Origin of the sequence: Leptothrix sp. (in: b-proteobacteria), from assembly GCF_965250675.1 — a bacterium.
Lineage (GTDB): Bacteria > Pseudomonadota > Gammaproteobacteria > Burkholderiales > Burkholderiaceae_C > Sphaerotilus.
Genome location: NZ_CBDFPH010000008.1, coordinates 125,202 through 140,984, shown reverse-complemented (window position 1 = coordinate 140,984; position 15,783 = coordinate 125,202). Strand labels below are relative to the sequence as shown.

Genomic DNA, 15,783 nt, shown 5'->3' with positions numbered 1-15,783 from the left:
CGACCGTGAAATCTATTTTCCATCCGCTGAAACGTGTGCTGTACACGCTCTACACCCGAGTTTTTCTGGATGTCGTTCTTGTCAGGGGCCGCATTTCAGCCGACGGCGAACCGCTGCTGGTTCTGCTCGGTGTTCAAAGAAAATCAGTGACAGAAGGGTATTTCCTGGACAAGACCTTCGATGGTCCTCACACCCGTCTCCTGTCGCGTCGAGTTTTTCTTCCCTTGCTGGATCGCTTCATCAGGAAGGTTGGCGCAGATTTCTGCATTCTGGAAATGAAGCCTGGGTGGCAGGGCGTGGACGGCTGCAAGCTGGTTTCGTCCCCCAAGCTGGTGCGCCAGCATATTGATCTGTCGGAACCGCTGGAGATGGTCAAAAGAAAATTCCGCGACCGGAACAAGACGGTTTTCAACAAATACGCCAAAGGGGATACCTACTCTGTGCGTATCTCTCGATCGGTGCCTGATTTCGATGCGTTTTACAGGGACATGTTTGTTCCCCATGTTCAACGGCAGTTTTCCGGCTTTGTGGCCCTGGATCCGTACGAGTCACTGAAGGCGGCGTTCGAGCAGGGTTTTCTCATGATCGCCAGCGCGAACGGGCTGGACGTGGCGGCCACCCTTTGCATCGAGCGTGACAACGGCCTGCACTACCACCGCGTCGGAATCCTGAATGGCGATCAGAACTGGGTCCGGGAGGGCGTCCAGTCTGCGCTTTACGTCCACATGATGCTCCACGCCAAGAGCCGCAATCTGGGGTATCTGGATCTGGGCATGAGCCGTCCTTTCTTCGATGACGGCGTGTATCGCCACAAGCGCAACTGGGGCGCCGTGGTGTCGGACGTCAAGGGCGACGACGATGTGATCTATGCCATGCAGATGGGCCGGGGCTCTGCGCTGCAGGAATTTCTCGCGCGCTATCCCATGATCGGATATTCGGACGATGGTCTGGTTGCGTATGGCTCACACCTGCCGGATGCGCCGGACGTGGGGTTGACTCCCGTCGATTTGAAAAAGAAATATGGCGCGGACGGTATTTTCGGCATGCGCCTCCTGAACCGTTCAGGTGACGTTTTTCATCAGGTGCCTTTCGCCTCCTGATGCGCCTCAACCGGTTGCGTCCACCCACCCCACCCTTCCCTGCCCGCCGTCATTGACCTGCTGCATGAAGCCCGGCGCGGCATCCTCCGGCAGGCTCAGGCGCAACTCGACCAGCGCGCCGTGCTCGACCTGCAGCAGCGTCGCGCCTGCGGCCTCGATCTGCCGGCGCAGCCAGCCTTCCAACGCATAAGGCACCACGCAGTGCAGCGTGCGCAGGCGCTGGCGGGGGATCTTGGTGGCGGCGAGTAGCGCCTGGGCGACGCAGTCGGTGTAGGCGCGCACCAGGCCGCCGGCGCCGAGCTTGACGCCGCCGAAGTAGCGCACCACGGTGGCCAGCACGCCTTCCAGGTCCTGGTGGCGCAGCACGTCGAGCATCGGCCGGCCGGCGGTGCCACTGGGCTCGCCGTCATCGACCGCCGCCGACTGCCCGCCCGCCAGCAGCGCCCAGCAGACGTGCGCTGCGCCGGGGTGCAGCGCCCGCAGCGCCGCCACCTGGGCGACGGCACCGGCGCGGTCGGCCATGGGCATGACGCAGCCGATGAAGCGGCTCTTGCGGATCAGCAGCTCGCTGTGAACGGGGGCGGCCAGCGTGTAGGGCATGGGGGACAGTGCAAGGTCGGGCGCCGCATGCTACGCCCGCCACCCGCCTGGGGCCTGCTTGCCGGAGATCAAGCCCGCGCGGCGGCACAGGCCTAGAGTGGGCTGCAGCATGGAAACCCCTGTCCGCCCGCCTCGATCCACCCGCTACGACCTCGCTTGGCTGCTGGTTGCGCTGATGGCGATGTTGGCCCTCAGCACCTGGTGGAACCAGCGCGGCACGGTCGAGGTGCTGCCCTACAGCACCTTCGAGCAGTACCTGCGCGAAGGCCGCCTCAGCGAGGTCAGCGTCGGCAGCAAGCTCATCACCGGCAAGCTCAAGACGCCGGATGCCGAGGGCCGTCAGGTGGTGATCGCCGAACTGGTCGACCCGGCAGTGGCCGCGCGGCTGGCGCCGTTCGGCGTGACCTACTCGCACGCCTACGAGCCGACCTGGCTGAGCGAGTTGATGTCGTGGATATTGCCGACACTGGTGTTCTTTGGCGTCTGGAGCTTTCTGTCGCGCAAGATGGCCGGTGGCGGGCTGGGGGGCGGCCTGGGCGGTGGGCTGCTTGGCATCGGCCGCAGCCGCGCCAAGGTCTACATGGAAAAGCAGACCGGCGTGCGCTTCGAGGACGTCGCCGGCGTCGATGAAGCCAAGGCCGAGTTGCAGGAGATCGTCGATTTCCTCAAGAACCCGCAGGCCCACGGCCGCCTGGGCGGGCGCATTCCCAAGGGCGTGCTGCTGATGGGGCCGACGGGCACCGGCAAGACCCTGCTGGCGCGCGCGGTGGCGGGCGAAGCGGGCGTGGCGTTCTTCTCGATCAGCGGCTCGGAGTTCATCGAGATGTTCGTCGGCGTCGGCGCCGCCCGCGTGCGTGACCTGTTCGAGCAGGCGCGCGCCGCCGCGCCGGCCATCATCTTCATCGACGAGCTGGATGCGCTCGGCAAGGCGCGCGGCGCCTTCACAACCGGCGGGCACGACGAGCGCGAGCAGACGCTCAATCAGCTGCTGGTCGAGCTGGACGGCTTCGACCCCAGTGTCGGCGTGGTGCTGCTGGCGGCGACCAACCGGCCCGAGATCCTCGACCCCGCGCTGCTGCGCGCCGGCCGCTTCGACCGCCAGGTGCTGGTCGACCGGCCCGACCGGCTGGGCCGGCTCGCCATCCTGCGCGTGCACGCCCGCAAGATCACGCTGCTGCCCGGCCTCGACCTGGAGCAGGTGGCGGGCATCACGGTCGGCTTTGCCGGTGCGGACCTGGCCAACGTCGTCAACGAGGCCGCGCTGGTGGCCACCCGGCGCAATGCCGACGCGGTGACGCTGGCCGACTTCACCCAGGCGATCGAGCGCATCGTCGCGGGCATCGAGAAACGCCATCGCCTGCTGGGCGAATCCGAGCGCCGGCTGGTGGCCTGCCATGAGCTGGGCCACGCGTTGGTGGCGCTGTCGCTGCCGGGGACGGACAAGGTGCACAAGGTCTCGATCGTGCCGCGCGGTGTGGGCGCGCTGGGCTACACCCTGCAGCGCCCCAGCGACGACCGCCACGTGCTGCGCCGCACCGAGTTGATGGACCGCCTGGCCGTACTGCTGGGTGGGCGCGCTGCCGAGCAGCTGGTGTTCGGCGAGCCGTCGACCGGCGCCGCCGACGACCTGGCCAAGGCCACCGACCAGGCGCGCGACATGGTGCTGCGCTGGGGCATGGACGCCGCACTCGGCCCGGTCGCCTTCGCCCGCGAAAGGTCGCTCTTCCTGCGGGATGCCATTGCACCGCAGGCTGAGCCCACGGGCGCGCAGACGGCCCAGGCCATTGACGATGCGGTGCGCATGCTGCTGCTGCAGGCCAGCGCCCAGGCCACGGCGCTGCTGCAGGCCAATCGCGCGGTGCTGGACCGGTGCGTCATCGCCTTGCTGGAGCGTGAGACGCTCGATGAAGGTGAACTGGGTGCGCTCACGGCCGATCTTCAGACCGTGAAAGACAGCTCCTGAATAAACCCTTGGAGAACTAGCGCGATGACGGGCTCGTCGGGTGAGCCAGTTGTGCCAGGTGCGCCACCAGTTCGAGGGGGGTCTCGCTTGTCAGATCGACATCGTGGCTGGCCCGTAGGGCCTTGGTGGCTGCATCGCTCAACTGCGCCTTCAGATCGCCCAGAAAAGAGGCCGAGGCCAGGATCGTGAGGCCTTCAAAGTCGCCCGCCGCCAGGCCCTGATCGATGCGTTGGGCGACCTCATGCGCAAAACGCTGGTGTTCCTTGCGGCGCGGGTCGGTGCGCGGCTCGTACATGGCGCCGCCACGGTGCGAGTCGTTGTCTTCATGGCCGGTGCGGTCGGCGACCAGCTCGCTCACCTTCATGCGGCTTTCGTCGTGCTGCAGCGTCGCCACAGGCACCAACGGAGCGTCCGGCTGGTCACGGCTGAAAAAGCGCGCCAGCGACGCATTGGCAACGACGATCCATTCGGGCTTGGGCTTCATGTGCAACTCCATCGGCAGTGATCAGATCCTGTCGATCATGGAAGTCTCCACGCTGACCGCCCTGCGTCATGTCAAGCCGATGGCAATGAGTGCGTCACCCCGTTCGCCTTGTCCAGTAAGGCGATCACCTCCTGGTCTTCGACCTGATCGAAGTAGCGGTAGTACGCGCCCACAGCCTGGAAGAAGTTTGGCTCTCGCAGGCAGATCACCTCATCGATGTGAGGCTGGGCCTGCAGGCGCAACGCGGCCACCGTGTCTGCAGGTGCCACCGGCACGGCGACCACCAGCCGCGCGGGCCGTGCCTGTGCCACCGCCTGCAGCGCCGCGCGCAAGGTGGTACCGGTGGCAATGCCGTCATCCACCACCACGACAGTTTTGCCGGCCAGGGTGGGCGACGCACGCCCATGCAGGTAGAGCGCCCGGCGGCGTGCGATTTCCTGCAGCGCCTGCGGCACGCGCTGATCGATGTCTGCCCGCGTGGCGCCGCTGTAGTGCAGCGTTTCAGCATCGACCGCCAGTTCATGTGTGACGCCCGCTGGCGGTGCGGCCAGTTCTGCCACCGCAGCGATCGCCAGTTCGGGCTGGTCAGGCGCTCCGATCTTGCGCACCAGCAACAGGTCCAGCGGCGCCCGCAGCGCCCGCGCCACTTCCAGCGCCACCGGCACACCACCCCTTGGCAAGGCCAGCACCACCGGCTGGCTCAAATGGCGAGCCATCACCGCCTGGGCCAGCAGTTGACCCGCCTCTGAACGATCCTTGAAGCTGCGGTTCATGGTGTGGCTCCCGGTTCCTGTGGATATTGATCGAGTCCTCACCTTCGTTCAAGCCGGATGGACCTGCCTTGCGGCGCATCAACTGCACACAGGGCAACGGGCAGTGCTTGCACCGAATTGACGCGCCGCAAAAGCGTGAAAACGGACCACGCCAACATGGTGGATGTGATGGGCTCCGGTCCACTCACCCCACCTGGTCAATTCACACGAAAGGACAACGTCATGGCTCAACTGCGAATCCCCGATCTGCTGGCTGGCGATCCCTGGAACGGCGCGTTCCGCAGCCTGCTGCGACCGCTGCAATGGGATGCGCCCGAAGCGACTGCACCGCAAATCAAGCTCGACGTGAGCGAGATCGATGGCCAGTACATCGTCAAGGCCGAAATCCCCGGCGTGCGCAAGGAGGACATCGACATCCGCATCGACGGGCCGATGGTCTCGCTGAGCGCCGAGATCAAGAAAGAAAAGGAAGAGAAGGAAGGCGAGCGCGTGCTGCGTTCCGAGCGCAGCTACGGCTGGGCCAGCCGTAGCTTCACGCTCGGCAGCGAGGTCGACCAGAACAAGGCCGAAGCCTCCTACAGCAACGGCGTGCTGGAACTCAAGCTGCCCAAGAAGGCGTCGTCGGAAGCCAAGCGACTGGCGATCAAGTAAGCGCTGCTGGGGGTTTCAGGGTGACGGGCAGAGGGTTTCCGCCCGTCACCCTTTCGGTCTGCGCCTACCAGCGCCCCGAGGCGCCGCCGCCGCCGAAGCCGCCACCGCCCCCGCCGCCGAAACCTCCGCCACCGCCACTTCCACCGCCTCGGCCACCCCCACCCCAGCCGCCGCCACCTCCGCCACCTCCGCCGCCGCGCGGCATGCGCCCGACCAGCGTGAAGACAAAGGCGGCCGCGGCGGCCAGCAGCGCAATCCACAGCGCCCCCGCCATCCACCACGCCAGCATGCCGATCACGCCGGCGCTCGCCAGTGCGGCCAGTCCGCGTCCGAGCAGGCCGCGCAAGATGCCCCCGATCACCAGCGTGAACACGGCCAGCACCGGCAGCATGGGCCACACTTCTTCACTCCCGGCTGCAGGGGCTTCGGGCGCAGGCAAGGCCTCGCCGGTGATCAGGCGCTGCAGCGCATCGGTGCCTGCATTGATGCCCCCCGCAAAGTCACCGGCCTTGAAGCGCGGTGTGATGCGTTCTTCGATGATGCGTTTGGCGGTGGCGTCGTTGACCGCGCCTTCGAGCCCGTAGCCGACCTCGATGCGCAGGCTGCGGTCGTCCTTGGCCACCAGCAGCAGCACGCCGTCGTCGACCTTCTTGCGGCCGAGCTTCCACTGCTCGGCCACGCGCAGCGCATAGGCCTCGATCGCCTCGGGCTGCGTGGTCGGCACGATCAGCACGGCAATCTGCGAGCCCTTCTCGGTCTCGAAGGCGCGCAGTCGCTGCTCGAGCGCCGCCTGCTGCTCGGCCGTCAGTGTCTGCGTCAGGTCGGTGACCAGCGCGCGCAGCGGCGGCACCGGAATCAGGTCGCTGGCCGCGCTGGCGGCATTGGCTGCCCACGTCAGCGGCAGCCAGCACATCAACGCGAGCCACGCCCACCAGCGCAAGGTGCTCATCGCGCCGGCCTCAGGGCTTGCTGGCCGGGGTTGAGAAGTTGACCGCCGGCGGCACCGCAATCGCACGCTCATCAGCCACGGTGAAGCTGGGCTTGACCTGATGGCCGAACATCATCGCCGTCAGGTTGCTGGGGAAGGACCGCACCGTGAGGTTGTAGGCCTGCACCGCTTCGATGTAGCGCTTGCGGGCCACGGCGATGCGGTTCTCGGTGCCTTCGAGCTGCGCCTGCAGGTCGCGGAAGCCGGCGATGGATTGCAGGTCAGGGTACTTCTCGACCGTGACCAGCAGCCGGCCCAGCGAGCCCGACAACTCGCGCTGCGCCGCCTCGAACTTGGCGAAGGCCTGCGGGTCGTTGATCAGCTCGGGCGTGGCATTGATGGACGTGGCCTGCGCGCGGGCCTTGATCACCGCTTCGAGCGTGCTGCGCTCGAAGTTGGCTGCGCCTTGCACGGTGCTGACCAGGTTGGGCACCAGATCGGCGCGGCGCTGGTACTGGTTGAGCACCTCGGCCCATTGCGCCTTGACCTGCTCGTCGCCGGCCTGCAACTGGTTGTAGCCGCAGCCCGTCAGGCTCATGGCGAGCAGGAACAGCAGCGTGGAGAGTAGGCGTCGCATGGTGGAAATCCTTGAAGCTGCGGCGCAGTCCGCCGCAGGGCGATGCTAAAGCGCGCGGCGGCGCTCGGCTTGTCGCGGGTCAAGGAGCACCGTGGATCGCGGCGGCACACTGGGCGGCATGTCCGACCTGGCTCTGCCCTCATCCCATCCTCTTGCCACCGGCCAGGTGCTGGTGGAGACGCTGCGGCGGCGGCTGGGTGGTGCCGAGTTGATCGAGACCCACATCTCCTGGCTGCTGCTCACGCCCGAGCGGGTCTACAAGCTGCGCAAGCCGGTGCAGCTGGGCTTTCTGGACTTCAGCACCGCCGAAGCGCGCCGGCTCGACTGCCTGGAAGAAGTGCGCCTGAACCGCCGTCTGGCGCCGGCGCTGTATCTGGGCGTGGTCGCGATCACTGGCAGCGCCGAGGCGCCTGAACTGAGCCACGACCCGATGGGCGCCACCAGCGTGATCGACCACGCCGTCGAGATGCGGCGCTTTCCCGCCGGTGCGCTGCTGAGCGAGCAACTCGCCGCTGGAACGCTGCAGCGCGGCCACTTGCAGGGCCTGGCGCAACGGCTGGCCGTCTTTCATGCGGCAGCGCCGCGCGCTCGCGTCGAAGACCCCTGCGGTACGCCGCAGGTGGTGGGCGAGGCCGTGGCTCAGGTGCTGAGACAGCTGAAAGAACAAGGCGTCGAGGTGACTGACCTGAGCGCCTGGATCGACCAACAGACGCCCGTGCTGCAAACGCACTGGCAGGCGCGGCGGGCACAAGGCGCGGTACGCGAGGTCCACGGCGACCTGCACCTGGCCAATGCCGTGCTGCTGGATGGCGCGGCCACCGCCTTCGACTGCATCGAGTTCAACCCCGCGCTGCGCTGGATCGACGTACTCAGCGACATCGCCTTCCTGATGATGGATTTGCTCGCCCATCAGCGGCACGACCTGGCCTGGGCTTTTCTGGATGCCTACCTGCAGGCCAGCGGCGACTACGCCGGCCTGCCAGGGTTGCGTTTTTATCTGGTCTACCGCGCGCTGGTCCGGGCGATGGTGCAGACCCTGCGGCCTGATGCCTCAACGGTCGGTCCGGACTATCTGGCGCTGGCTCGGCACCTGATCCAGTCCGCTGCACCGCGCCTGCTGATCACCCATGGACTGTCGGGCAGCGGCAAGACCTGGGTGACGCAGGGGCTGCTGGAAACGGCGGGCGCGGTGCGCTTGCGTTCGGACGTGGAGCGCAAGCGGCTGTTCGGGCTGGCGGCGCTGCAGCGTTCGGCGGCGGTGCCCGGTGGCATCTACGGCACCGAGGCGGGCAGGCGCACCTTCGAGCGGTTGGCCGAGCTGACGCGCATCAGCCTGCAATCGGGCTGGCCGACCCTCGTCGATGCGGCCTTTCTGAAGCGCGCCGAGCGTGACCGCTTTGCGGCCCTGGCGTTGGAATGCGGCGTGCCCTTCACGATACTGCACTGCCACGCCGACCCTGCGGTGCTGGCGCAGCGCGTGCAGGCGCGCAGCGGGCGCGGCGACGATGCGTCGGAGGCGGATCTGGCGGTGCTGCAGCGGCAGCAGAGCTGGGTGGAGCCGCTGGGGGAGGCTGAACGGGGCGTGACGCTGGACGCGGCAGCGGTGGGCGGGGTGGTGTGGTGAGATCGCAAATCCCCCCGGCCCCCTTTTTCAAAGGGGGAGGAAGACCCTCTTCGCATCGCACCGCCTTGCCTTGTATTCCTTTCCCCTTTGACAAAGGGGGACCGAGGGGGATTTACGCTCGCCCTCTTGCGCCGCATCAATGGGAGGGAGCGCGGGCGTACCTATCGTCGAAGGCTCGCGCGACGACGCCGTCCCACCCGAGGAGTCACACGATGAACCCACCCGGCATTCAGGCCACCTTGCTGAAGGCGCTGACCAGCGTGGCGCCTGAGGTTGATGCTGCGGCCATTGCGCCTGCCGAGCCGCTGCGCCGCCAGATCGATCTGGACTCGGACGACTGGCACAACTTTCTCATCGAGATCGACCACCTGCTGGGCGTGGACATTCCGTATGCCGAAGCCGCGCGGCTGCACACGCTGGATCAGCTGGTCGAGTACTGCGCCGCCCACGCCTAGAGGCGCCTGATTTGCGGACGCCCTGAAGTGGCACCTTGATGGTGCGGTGCAACGAAATGGTCCATCACGACCACGCTATTCGACGCCACGGACTTCGCCGTGATCTCTAGCATTGACCACTGCCATTCGGTCGAATGGTGTGCGCCATGCCATGTGGCTGGCGCCTGGATTGGGCTGAGAACACCAAAGTGAGTCGTGCCATGAATTTCCTGTCCCGCCTGAAGATCGGTCCGCGCCTGATGCTGGCCTTCGCGACGCTGATGGCGCTGCTGCTGGTCACGATTGCGGTGGGTGTCGTGCGCCTGAACGATGTCAACGACGTCGCGCAGCAACTCATCAGCGAAGACGTGGTCAAGCTGAACGCGGCGCTGAATATTTCTGCGCTGACGCGGGGCAACGCCTCACGCGTGCTGGAAGCCACGTTGACGCCGGATGTGCAGGCGCAGCAACGTGTCTTTGCCATCATCGACAGGCAGCGCCAGGAGGTTGACGCCGAACTGGCGACGCTCGACAAGTTGCTGGAGCTGCCGCAAGGCAAGGCCCTGCTGGCCGAGATCGTGGCAACCCGGAACGGCTATGTCGCCTCGGCGAACGCAAGTCTGGAACTGGTCCGCAGCGGTCAGCAAGAGGCCGCCCGCACCAAGATGGTCGAGGAAACGCTGCCGCTGCTGGAGCCGGTGCGCACGGCCATCGACAAGCTGGTGGCGCTGGAGCGGCAGGTGATCGAAACCTCGGGTCATGACATCGAAGCCTCGCATCAGGCCGGACAGATCTGGATGACCGCGCTTGGCGCGGTGGCGGTGGGGATCGCGCTGACGCTGGGCGTGCTGATGGCCCGCTCCATCACCGTGCCGATGCAGCAGGCGCTGGACGCCGCCGAGCGCGTGGCCGCCGGCAACCTGCGCCGTGACATTGCCGCGACCGGGCACGATGAAATCGGCAGCCTGCTGGCGGCCATGCAGACCATGCAGGTCAGCCTGCGCCGCATCGTCGGCCAGGTGCGCTCGGGCGTGGAGTCGGTCTCGACGGCCAGCGCGCAGATCGCCGTGGGCAACGCCGACCTGAGTCAGCGCACCGAAGAGCAGGCCGCCAACCTGGAAGAGACCGCCGCCTCGATGGAGGAACTCACCACCACCGTGCAGCACAACACCGACACCGCGCGCCAGGCCAGCCAGATGGCGCAGGCCGCGTCCGCGGCCGCTGCCCAGGGCGGGCAGGTGGTGGCCGACGTGGTGACGACGATGGGCCAGATCAGCGAGAACTCGCGCCGCATCGGCGACATCATCGGCGTGATCGACGGCATCGCCTTCCAGACCAACATCCTGGCGCTCAACGCTGCGGTGGAAGCCGCCCGCGCCGGCGAGCAAGGCCGGGGCTTTGCCGTGGTGGCCAGCGAAGTGCGCAGCCTGGCGCAGCGCTCGGCCGATGCCGCGCGCGAGATCAAGAGCCTGATCGGCGCCAGCGTCGACCGCGTGGAGGCCGGCAGCAGCCAGGTCAGCCAGGCGGGCCGGGCGATCGAGAACATCATCAGCCAGGTCGGCCGCGTCAATGACCTGGTGGGCGAGATCAGCACCGCCAGCGTCGAGCAGAGCCGCGGCATCGGCCAGATCGGCGAGGCAGTGGCGCAGCTCGACCGCGTCACGCAGCAGAACGCCGCGCTGGTGGAAGAAAGCGCGGCCGCCGCCGAGAGCCTCAAGGACCAGGCCAACCGCCTGGTGCAGACGGTGGCGGTGTTCGAGATGGCTTGATGCCGTACGGACGGCGGGCGGGCCGGTGCGTCAATAATTGGCGCCCCATCACTGATGACCCGTCACGCCATGTCCACCGTCCTGATCCTCAACGGCCCCAACCTCAACCTGCTCGGCACGCGTGAGCCGGCCGTCTACGGCTCGACCACGCTCGCCGATGTGGAAGACCTCTGCCGCGCCCACGGCCAGAAGCTCGGCTTCGAGATCGAGTGCCTGCAGAGCAACCACGAAGGCGTGCTGCTGGATGCCATCCATGACGCCGGTCGTCGTTTCCGCGCCGGTGAGCTGGCCGGCATCGTCTTCAACGCCGGTGCGTACACGCACAGCTCGGTGGCGCTGCACGACGCGATCAAGGGCGTCGGCCCGCTGCCGGTGATCGAGGTGCACATCTCCAACGTGCACGCCCGCGAAGCGTTCCGCCACCACTCCTACATCTCGCCCGCCGCCGCCGGCATCGTGGTCGGTTTCGGCGTGGACGGCTACGAGCTGGCGCTCGAAGGCCTGGCCCGCAAGGCCCGCGCTGCTGCAGTTGCCAAAGCGGCATGAGCCGCGCCCCGGCGCCGGTGCCTGAAGGCCTGCCGCAGCTGACGGTGGCGGGCGCGGTGGCGCGCATCACGCTCCAGCGCCCCGGCCGCATGAACCGGCTGCACCTGGAAGACCTGCATGAGCTGCAGCGCCTGATCGGCCTGCTGGCCGCGCAGGCCCACGCCGGCGGCGACTGGCCCGCCGTGCGCGTGCTGGTGCTGCAGGCCGAGGGCCGCGCCTTCTGTGCCGGGGCTAATCTGACCGAACTCAGCGACCACGGCCCGCACACGCCGCGCCTGTTCGAGGAAACGGTCGACGCGCTGGAGCAGCTCGCCCTGCCCACCGTCTGCCGCCTGCAGGGCGGCGTCTACGGCGGCGCCACCGACCTGGCGCTGGCGTGCGATTTCCGCGTCGGCGTCCACGCCACCGAGTTGCGCATGCCGGCGGTGCGCTTCGGCCTGCACTACTACCCGAGCGGCCTGCAGCGCTATGTGTCGCGCCTCGGGCTGGCCACCGCCAAGCGGCTGTTCATGTGCGCCGAGACGCTGCCAGCCGATGAGTTGCTGCGGCTGGGCTACCTCGACCAGTGCGTCGCGCCTGACGCGCTGGACGATGCCGTCGACGCCCTGGCCGCCATGCTGGCACAGGGCGCGCCGCTGGCGATGCAGGGCATGAAGCTCGCGCTCAATGACATCGCCGCCGGCCGGCTCGATCTGGCGCAGCTGCGCGAGCGTGAAGCGCAGTGCGCCGCCAGCGCGGACATTCAGGAAGGCCTGCTCGCGTTCGCCGAGAAGCGTGCGCCGGTGTTCACGGGGCGCTGATCAGACGTCCATCAACTCGCACGGCAGATGCCAGAGCAACTGGCCGGGCGCGGATGAATGGGCGTCGAGCGCCAGACACGTCAGCGAGGCTTTCTTGGGCGCCAGCACCGGCTCGGTCTGGCACAGCAGCGCGGCGATCAGCGCCGACAGATCCGGTTCGTGCCCCACCAGCCAGGCCTCGGGCTGAGCGGCGTCCAGCAGCGGGCCGATCTGCGCCAGCGCCTGCGCCGTGGGGGTGTGGATGCACAGCCAGTTCGCCGTCTCGGGCGTGGGACAGGCGTGCAGATGCTGGGCCAGCAAGGCGGCGGTCTGTTGCGCGCGTGGCAAGGGGCTGCAGAGCAGCCGGCCCGGGCGCAGCCCGTGGCGTTGGCACCAGGTGGCCACACGGCGGGATTGGCGCTCACCCTTGGCGATGAGCTGGCGTTCGGCGTCCGGCAGGCCCAGGTGGCGATCCTGGGCGGTGGCGTGACGCAGCAGGTAGAGCTTCTGGCGCTGCTGCGTCATCAGGGCTGGACGGATGGGTTTTAGAGCCGGAACTGCAGGCCCACGGTGACGAGGTCGCCGCCGTAGCCGCCGATGTTTTCCAGCTCGAAGCGCAAGGACGTGCCCGGCGTGAACTGCCAGTTCAGCCCGCCGCCCACGCCCAGCTCGAACGAGCTGCCGTCCACGCGCAGCCCGCCCGGGCTTTGCACGCGCAGGTAGTGCGCCCCCAGTTTGCCGTAGAGGCTGACCGTATTGCTCAGGCCGAAGCCGGCCAGCGCCGAGCCGCCCACCGTCCAGGCCGAATCGCTGTAGTCGAAGCCGAAACGGCGGTAGCGCTCCGAACCCAGTGTCGCGGCCTGCAACTCCCAGCCGACGTGCGGGCTGATGGGCTGGCCGTATTGCAGCTTGACGGCCGTGCCGTAGTCGGAGTCGCCCACGGCCGCCGTGAGGCTCGGCCCGAAGGTGCTGGCCGATGGCGCCCGCAACTGAGCCTGCGCGGCGGCGCCCAGGCTCAGGCTGACCATCAGCAGCATGGCCTGGCAGGCCGAGGTGGAGATGCGGGGAAAAGTGCGGGGAAGGGTGTTTGTAACCATGGTTGGCATTGCCTCACGGCTTTGAGCGTAAGACGTAAGCAAACCCGGCGCATGTGAGCAGGCGCAGCCGGAATTGCGGCAGCGCAAACAAAACGAAACAAGCTGCGGCTCACGCGCATCAACCCAGGCGCCTCAACTCAAACACCTCACCCGGGTGGTGCGCCCAGGCGCGGCAGCGGCTGGGTGTCGCTCAGGTCCTTGAGGGCCACGCCGGTGGCCTGCAGCGTGCGCGACTGCAGCACGTGCCACCAGAGCTTGTAGGCGGCGCGCGCGGGGCTCAGGCCTTCGGGGCGGATGTTGCTGATGCAGTTGCGCTCGGCGTCGGTGCGGCCCCGGCGCGGCGCGGCGGTCAGGTAGAGGCCGAGGCTGTCGGGCGAGCTGAGGCCGGGCCGCTCGCCGATCAGCATCGCCACCGTGCGCGCGCCCAGCGCCTGGCCGATGTCGTCGCCCAGCGCAACGCGCGCCTGCGTGGCCACCACGATGGGCGCCGCTGCGGTGCCGATGAGCGCTTCGCCCTGCGGCGTCAGCTGGCGCACGGCGCGCAGCAGCGGCAACGCCTGGCGGGCGACGGCCAGCGACGAGAGGCCATCGCCGATGACGATCAGCAGGTCGATCGCGGGTGCATCGGCCGGGCGGCTGGCGCGCAGCCCGGCGGCGGCCGCGTCGCCCAGCTGGCGGCCCAGGTCCGGGCGCAGCAGGTAGGTGGCGCGGTCGGGTGCGGCGCTGGCGGTGCGTTGCGTGGCAAAGCCTTCGGCCTGCAGCGCCTCGCACAGCGCGGTGGCGTCCAGCGCCAGGTGCACGGCGTCGCGCGCCCGGGCGTGGGCCAGGCCGAAGTGGAGCAGCTCGGCCGTCGGCAGGCTGACGCCGCTGCGGCCCAGCGCGATGCGCGCCTGGGTGTGGCGGCGCAGCGCGGTCCACGGGTCGGGGGTGACGGGGGTGGTGGGGTCGGTCAGGTCGGTGCGGTCGGTCATGGCGGCTTCAGCCCGGCAGGCTCATGTCAGCAGGCCCAGCTGCGGCTGCCGCGCCATCTGCGCCAGCAGCGTGTGGTTGGCGGATACGGCGCGCAGGTCGCCGGCGGCGTCGGTGATGGCCATCTTCTGCAGCCAGGCTTCGAACTCGGGTGCGCGCTTCAAGCCCAGCACGCGGCGCAGGTAGAGCGCGTCGTGGAAGGAGGTGCTCTGGTAGTTAAGCATGATGTCGTCCGCGCCCGGAATGCCCATGATGAAGCTCAGACCCGCCGTGCCGAGCAGCGTCATGAGCGTGTCCATGTCGTCGCTGTCGGCCTCGGCATGGTTGGTGTAGCAGACGTCGCAGCCCAGCGGCAGGCCCAGCAGCTTGCCGCAGAAGTGGTCTTCCAGGCCGGCGCGGATGATCTGCTTGCCGTCGTAGAGGTATTCCGGCCCGATGAAGCCGACCACGGTGTTGGTCAGCAGCGGCGCGAATTCGCGCGCCACGGCATAGGCACGGGCCTCGCAGGTCTGCTGGTCGACGCCGTGGTGGGCGTTGGCCGACAACGCGCTGCCCTGGCCGGTCTCGAAGTACATGACGTTGTCGCCCAGCGTGCCGCGCCTGAGCGACAGCGCCGCCTCATGGGCCTCTTTCAGCAGCGCCAGGTTGATGCCGAAGCTGCTGTTGGCGGCCTCGCTGCCGGCCACCGACTGGAAGACCAGGTCGACCGGCGCGCCGGCCTCGATCATCTGCAGCGTGTTGGTCACATGCGTGAGCACGCAGCTCTGCGTCGGCACCTCGAAGCGCTGGATGACCTCGTCGAGCATCTTCACCAGATCGGTCAGCAGCGGCAGGCTGTCGCTGACCGGGTTGATGCCGATGACGGCGTCGCCCGCGCCGTAGAGCAGGCCGTCGAGCATCGACGCGGCAATGCCGGTGAGCGAGTCCGCCGGGTGGTTGGGCTGCAGCCGCACCGCCAGGTGGCCGGGCAGGCCGATGGTGTTGCGGAAACGCGTGACGACGCGGCATTTGCGCGCCACCAGGATCAGGTCCTGATGGCGCATCAGCTTGCTGACGGCGGCCACCATCTCGGGCGTCAGGCCCGGGCGCAGGGCGGTGAGGGTGGCCGCGTCGGCGGCGTCGCTCAGCAGCCAGTCGCGCAGTCCGCCGACGGTCAGGTGCGCGATGGGCGCGTAGGCGGCGCGGTCGTGGCGGTCGAAGATCAGGCGCGTGACCTCGTCGTCCTCGTAGGGGATCAGCGCCTCGTCCAGAAAGCGTTGCAGCGGCAGGTCGGCCAGGCACAGGCGCGCGGCCATGCGCTCGACCGCGCTGCCGGCGGCGATGCCGGCCAGCGCGTCGCCGCTGCGGTGCGGCGTGGCCCGCGCCATCACGTCCTTCAGGTCACGGAACTGCCAGGTGTGGCCGGCGATGGTGTGCTGGTAGGGCATGG

Annotated in this window: 17 protein-coding genes; 8 read left to right on the top strand and 9 right to left on the bottom strand. The window is 68.2% G+C overall.

Annotated elements, in window-relative coordinates:
* Positions 1-5 precede the first annotated feature (5 nt).
* A complete protein-coding gene (locus AC5IG3_RS09810; RefSeq protein WP_491906115.1) occupies positions 6-1,100 on the top strand; it encodes a GNAT family N-acetyltransferase in 1,095 nt (364 codons plus the stop codon).
* Positions 1,101-1,106: 6 nt separating this feature from the next.
* Here the strand turns inward: AC5IG3_RS09810 and AC5IG3_RS09805 are convergent, their stop codons facing one another.
* Positions 1,107-1,700 (bottom strand): IMPACT family protein, encoded by a 594-nt coding sequence (locus AC5IG3_RS09805; RefSeq protein WP_491906114.1) that lies wholly within the window; start codon positions 1,698-1,700, stop codon positions 1,107-1,109.
* A 109-nt stretch (positions 1,701-1,809) separates the two neighbouring features.
* Between AC5IG3_RS09805 and ftsH the strand changes: the two genes are divergently transcribed.
* Positions 1,810-3,663: an ATP-dependent zinc metalloprotease FtsH gene (gene ftsH, locus AC5IG3_RS09800; RefSeq protein ID WP_491906113.1), complete on the top strand. Its 1,854-nt coding sequence runs from the start codon at positions 1,810-1,812 to the stop codon at positions 3,661-3,663.
* Between the two features lie 16 nt (positions 3,664-3,679).
* On the opposite strand, the gene AC5IG3_RS09795 is transcribed toward ftsH, so the two are convergent.
* Both AC5IG3_RS09795 and AC5IG3_RS09790 read right to left on the bottom strand, forming a co-directional pair.
* Positions 3,680-4,147, bottom strand: coding sequence for a host attachment protein (locus tag AC5IG3_RS09795; protein ID WP_491906112.1), 468 nt, complete (start codon positions 4,145-4,147; stop codon positions 3,680-3,682).
* Between the two features lie 71 nt (positions 4,148-4,218).
* Positions 4,219-4,920, bottom strand: coding sequence for a phosphoribosyltransferase (locus AC5IG3_RS09790; protein ID WP_491906111.1), 702 nt, complete (start codon positions 4,918-4,920; stop codon positions 4,219-4,221).
* A gap of 222 nt (positions 4,921-5,142) precedes the next feature.
* Between AC5IG3_RS09790 and AC5IG3_RS09785 the strand changes: the two genes are divergently transcribed.
* Positions 5,143-5,571 carry an Hsp20/alpha crystallin family protein gene (locus AC5IG3_RS09785; RefSeq protein ID WP_491906110.1) on the top strand — a complete coding sequence of 143 codons (429 nt, stop codon included), beginning with the start codon at positions 5,143-5,145 and terminating at the stop codon, positions 5,569-5,571.
* Positions 5,572-5,635: 64 nt separating this feature from the next.
* Here AC5IG3_RS09785 and AC5IG3_RS09780 read toward each other — a convergent pair whose 3' ends face one another.
* Both AC5IG3_RS09780 and AC5IG3_RS09775 read right to left on the bottom strand, forming a co-directional pair.
* Positions 5,636-6,520, bottom strand: a complete 885-nt coding sequence (locus AC5IG3_RS09780) for a TPM domain-containing protein (protein WP_491906109.1) — start codon at positions 6,518-6,520, stop codon at positions 5,636-5,638.
* Between the two features lie 10 nt (positions 6,521-6,530).
* On the bottom strand, positions 6,531-7,136 hold the full coding sequence (locus AC5IG3_RS09775) for a LemA family protein (RefSeq protein ID WP_491906108.1): 606 nt from the start codon (positions 7,134-7,136) through the stop codon (positions 6,531-6,533).
* Between the two features lie 118 nt (positions 7,137-7,254).
* On the opposite strand from AC5IG3_RS09775, the gene AC5IG3_RS09770 reads away from it, so the two are divergent.
* The 5 genes from AC5IG3_RS09770 (at position 7,255) to AC5IG3_RS09750 (ending at position 12,309) form a co-directional block, all read left to right on the top strand.
* A complete protein-coding gene (locus AC5IG3_RS09770; protein WP_491906107.1) occupies positions 7,255-8,760 on the top strand; it encodes a bifunctional aminoglycoside phosphotransferase/ATP-binding protein in 1,506 nt (501 codons plus the stop codon).
* Positions 8,761-8,972: 212 nt separating this feature from the next.
* Complete coding sequence (locus AC5IG3_RS09765) at positions 8,973-9,215, top strand: acyl carrier protein (protein WP_491906106.1); 243 nt, start codon at positions 8,973-8,975, stop codon at positions 9,213-9,215.
* 200 nt (positions 9,216-9,415) lie between these two features.
* A complete protein-coding gene (locus AC5IG3_RS09760; RefSeq protein ID WP_491906105.1) occupies positions 9,416-10,963 on the top strand; it encodes a methyl-accepting chemotaxis protein in 1,548 nt (515 codons plus the stop codon).
* A 69-nt stretch (positions 10,964-11,032) separates the two neighbouring features.
* On the top strand, positions 11,033-11,509 hold the full coding sequence (gene aroQ, locus AC5IG3_RS09755) for a type II 3-dehydroquinate dehydratase (protein WP_491906104.1): 477 nt from the start codon (positions 11,033-11,035) through the stop codon (positions 11,507-11,509).
* Positions 11,506-12,309 (top strand): enoyl-CoA hydratase/isomerase family protein, encoded by an 804-nt coding sequence (locus AC5IG3_RS09750; RefSeq protein WP_491906103.1) that lies wholly within the window; start codon positions 11,506-11,508, stop codon positions 12,307-12,309. The genes aroQ and AC5IG3_RS09750 overlap by 4 nt, the downstream gene beginning before the upstream one ends.
* Here AC5IG3_RS09750 and sixA read toward each other — a convergent pair whose 3' ends face one another.
* The 4 genes from sixA to AC5IG3_RS09730 all read right to left on the bottom strand — a co-directional run bounded on the left by sixA (position 12,310) and on the right by AC5IG3_RS09730 (position 15,781).
* A complete protein-coding gene (gene sixA / locus AC5IG3_RS09745) occupies positions 12,310-12,813 on the bottom strand; it encodes a phosphohistidine phosphatase SixA (protein WP_491906102.1) in 504 nt (167 codons plus the stop codon). It lies immediately after the preceding gene.
* A 20-nt stretch (positions 12,814-12,833) separates the two neighbouring features.
* The gene (locus AC5IG3_RS09740; protein ID WP_491906101.1) at positions 12,834-13,385 is read right to left on the bottom strand and encodes an outer membrane beta-barrel protein; all 552 of its coding nucleotides are present in this window, start codon (positions 13,383-13,385) and stop codon (positions 12,834-12,836) included.
* A gap of 146 nt (positions 13,386-13,531) precedes the next feature.
* The gene (gene eutC / locus AC5IG3_RS09735) at positions 13,532-14,356 is read right to left on the bottom strand and encodes an ethanolamine ammonia-lyase subunit EutC (protein WP_491906100.1); all 825 of its coding nucleotides are present in this window, start codon (positions 14,354-14,356) and stop codon (positions 13,532-13,534) included.
* Between the two features lie 21 nt (positions 14,357-14,377).
* Complete coding sequence (locus tag AC5IG3_RS09730) at positions 14,378-15,781, bottom strand: ethanolamine ammonia-lyase subunit EutB (protein WP_491906099.1); 1,404 nt, start codon at positions 15,779-15,781, stop codon at positions 14,378-14,380.
* Between the last annotated feature and the right edge of the window lie 2 nt (positions 15,782-15,783).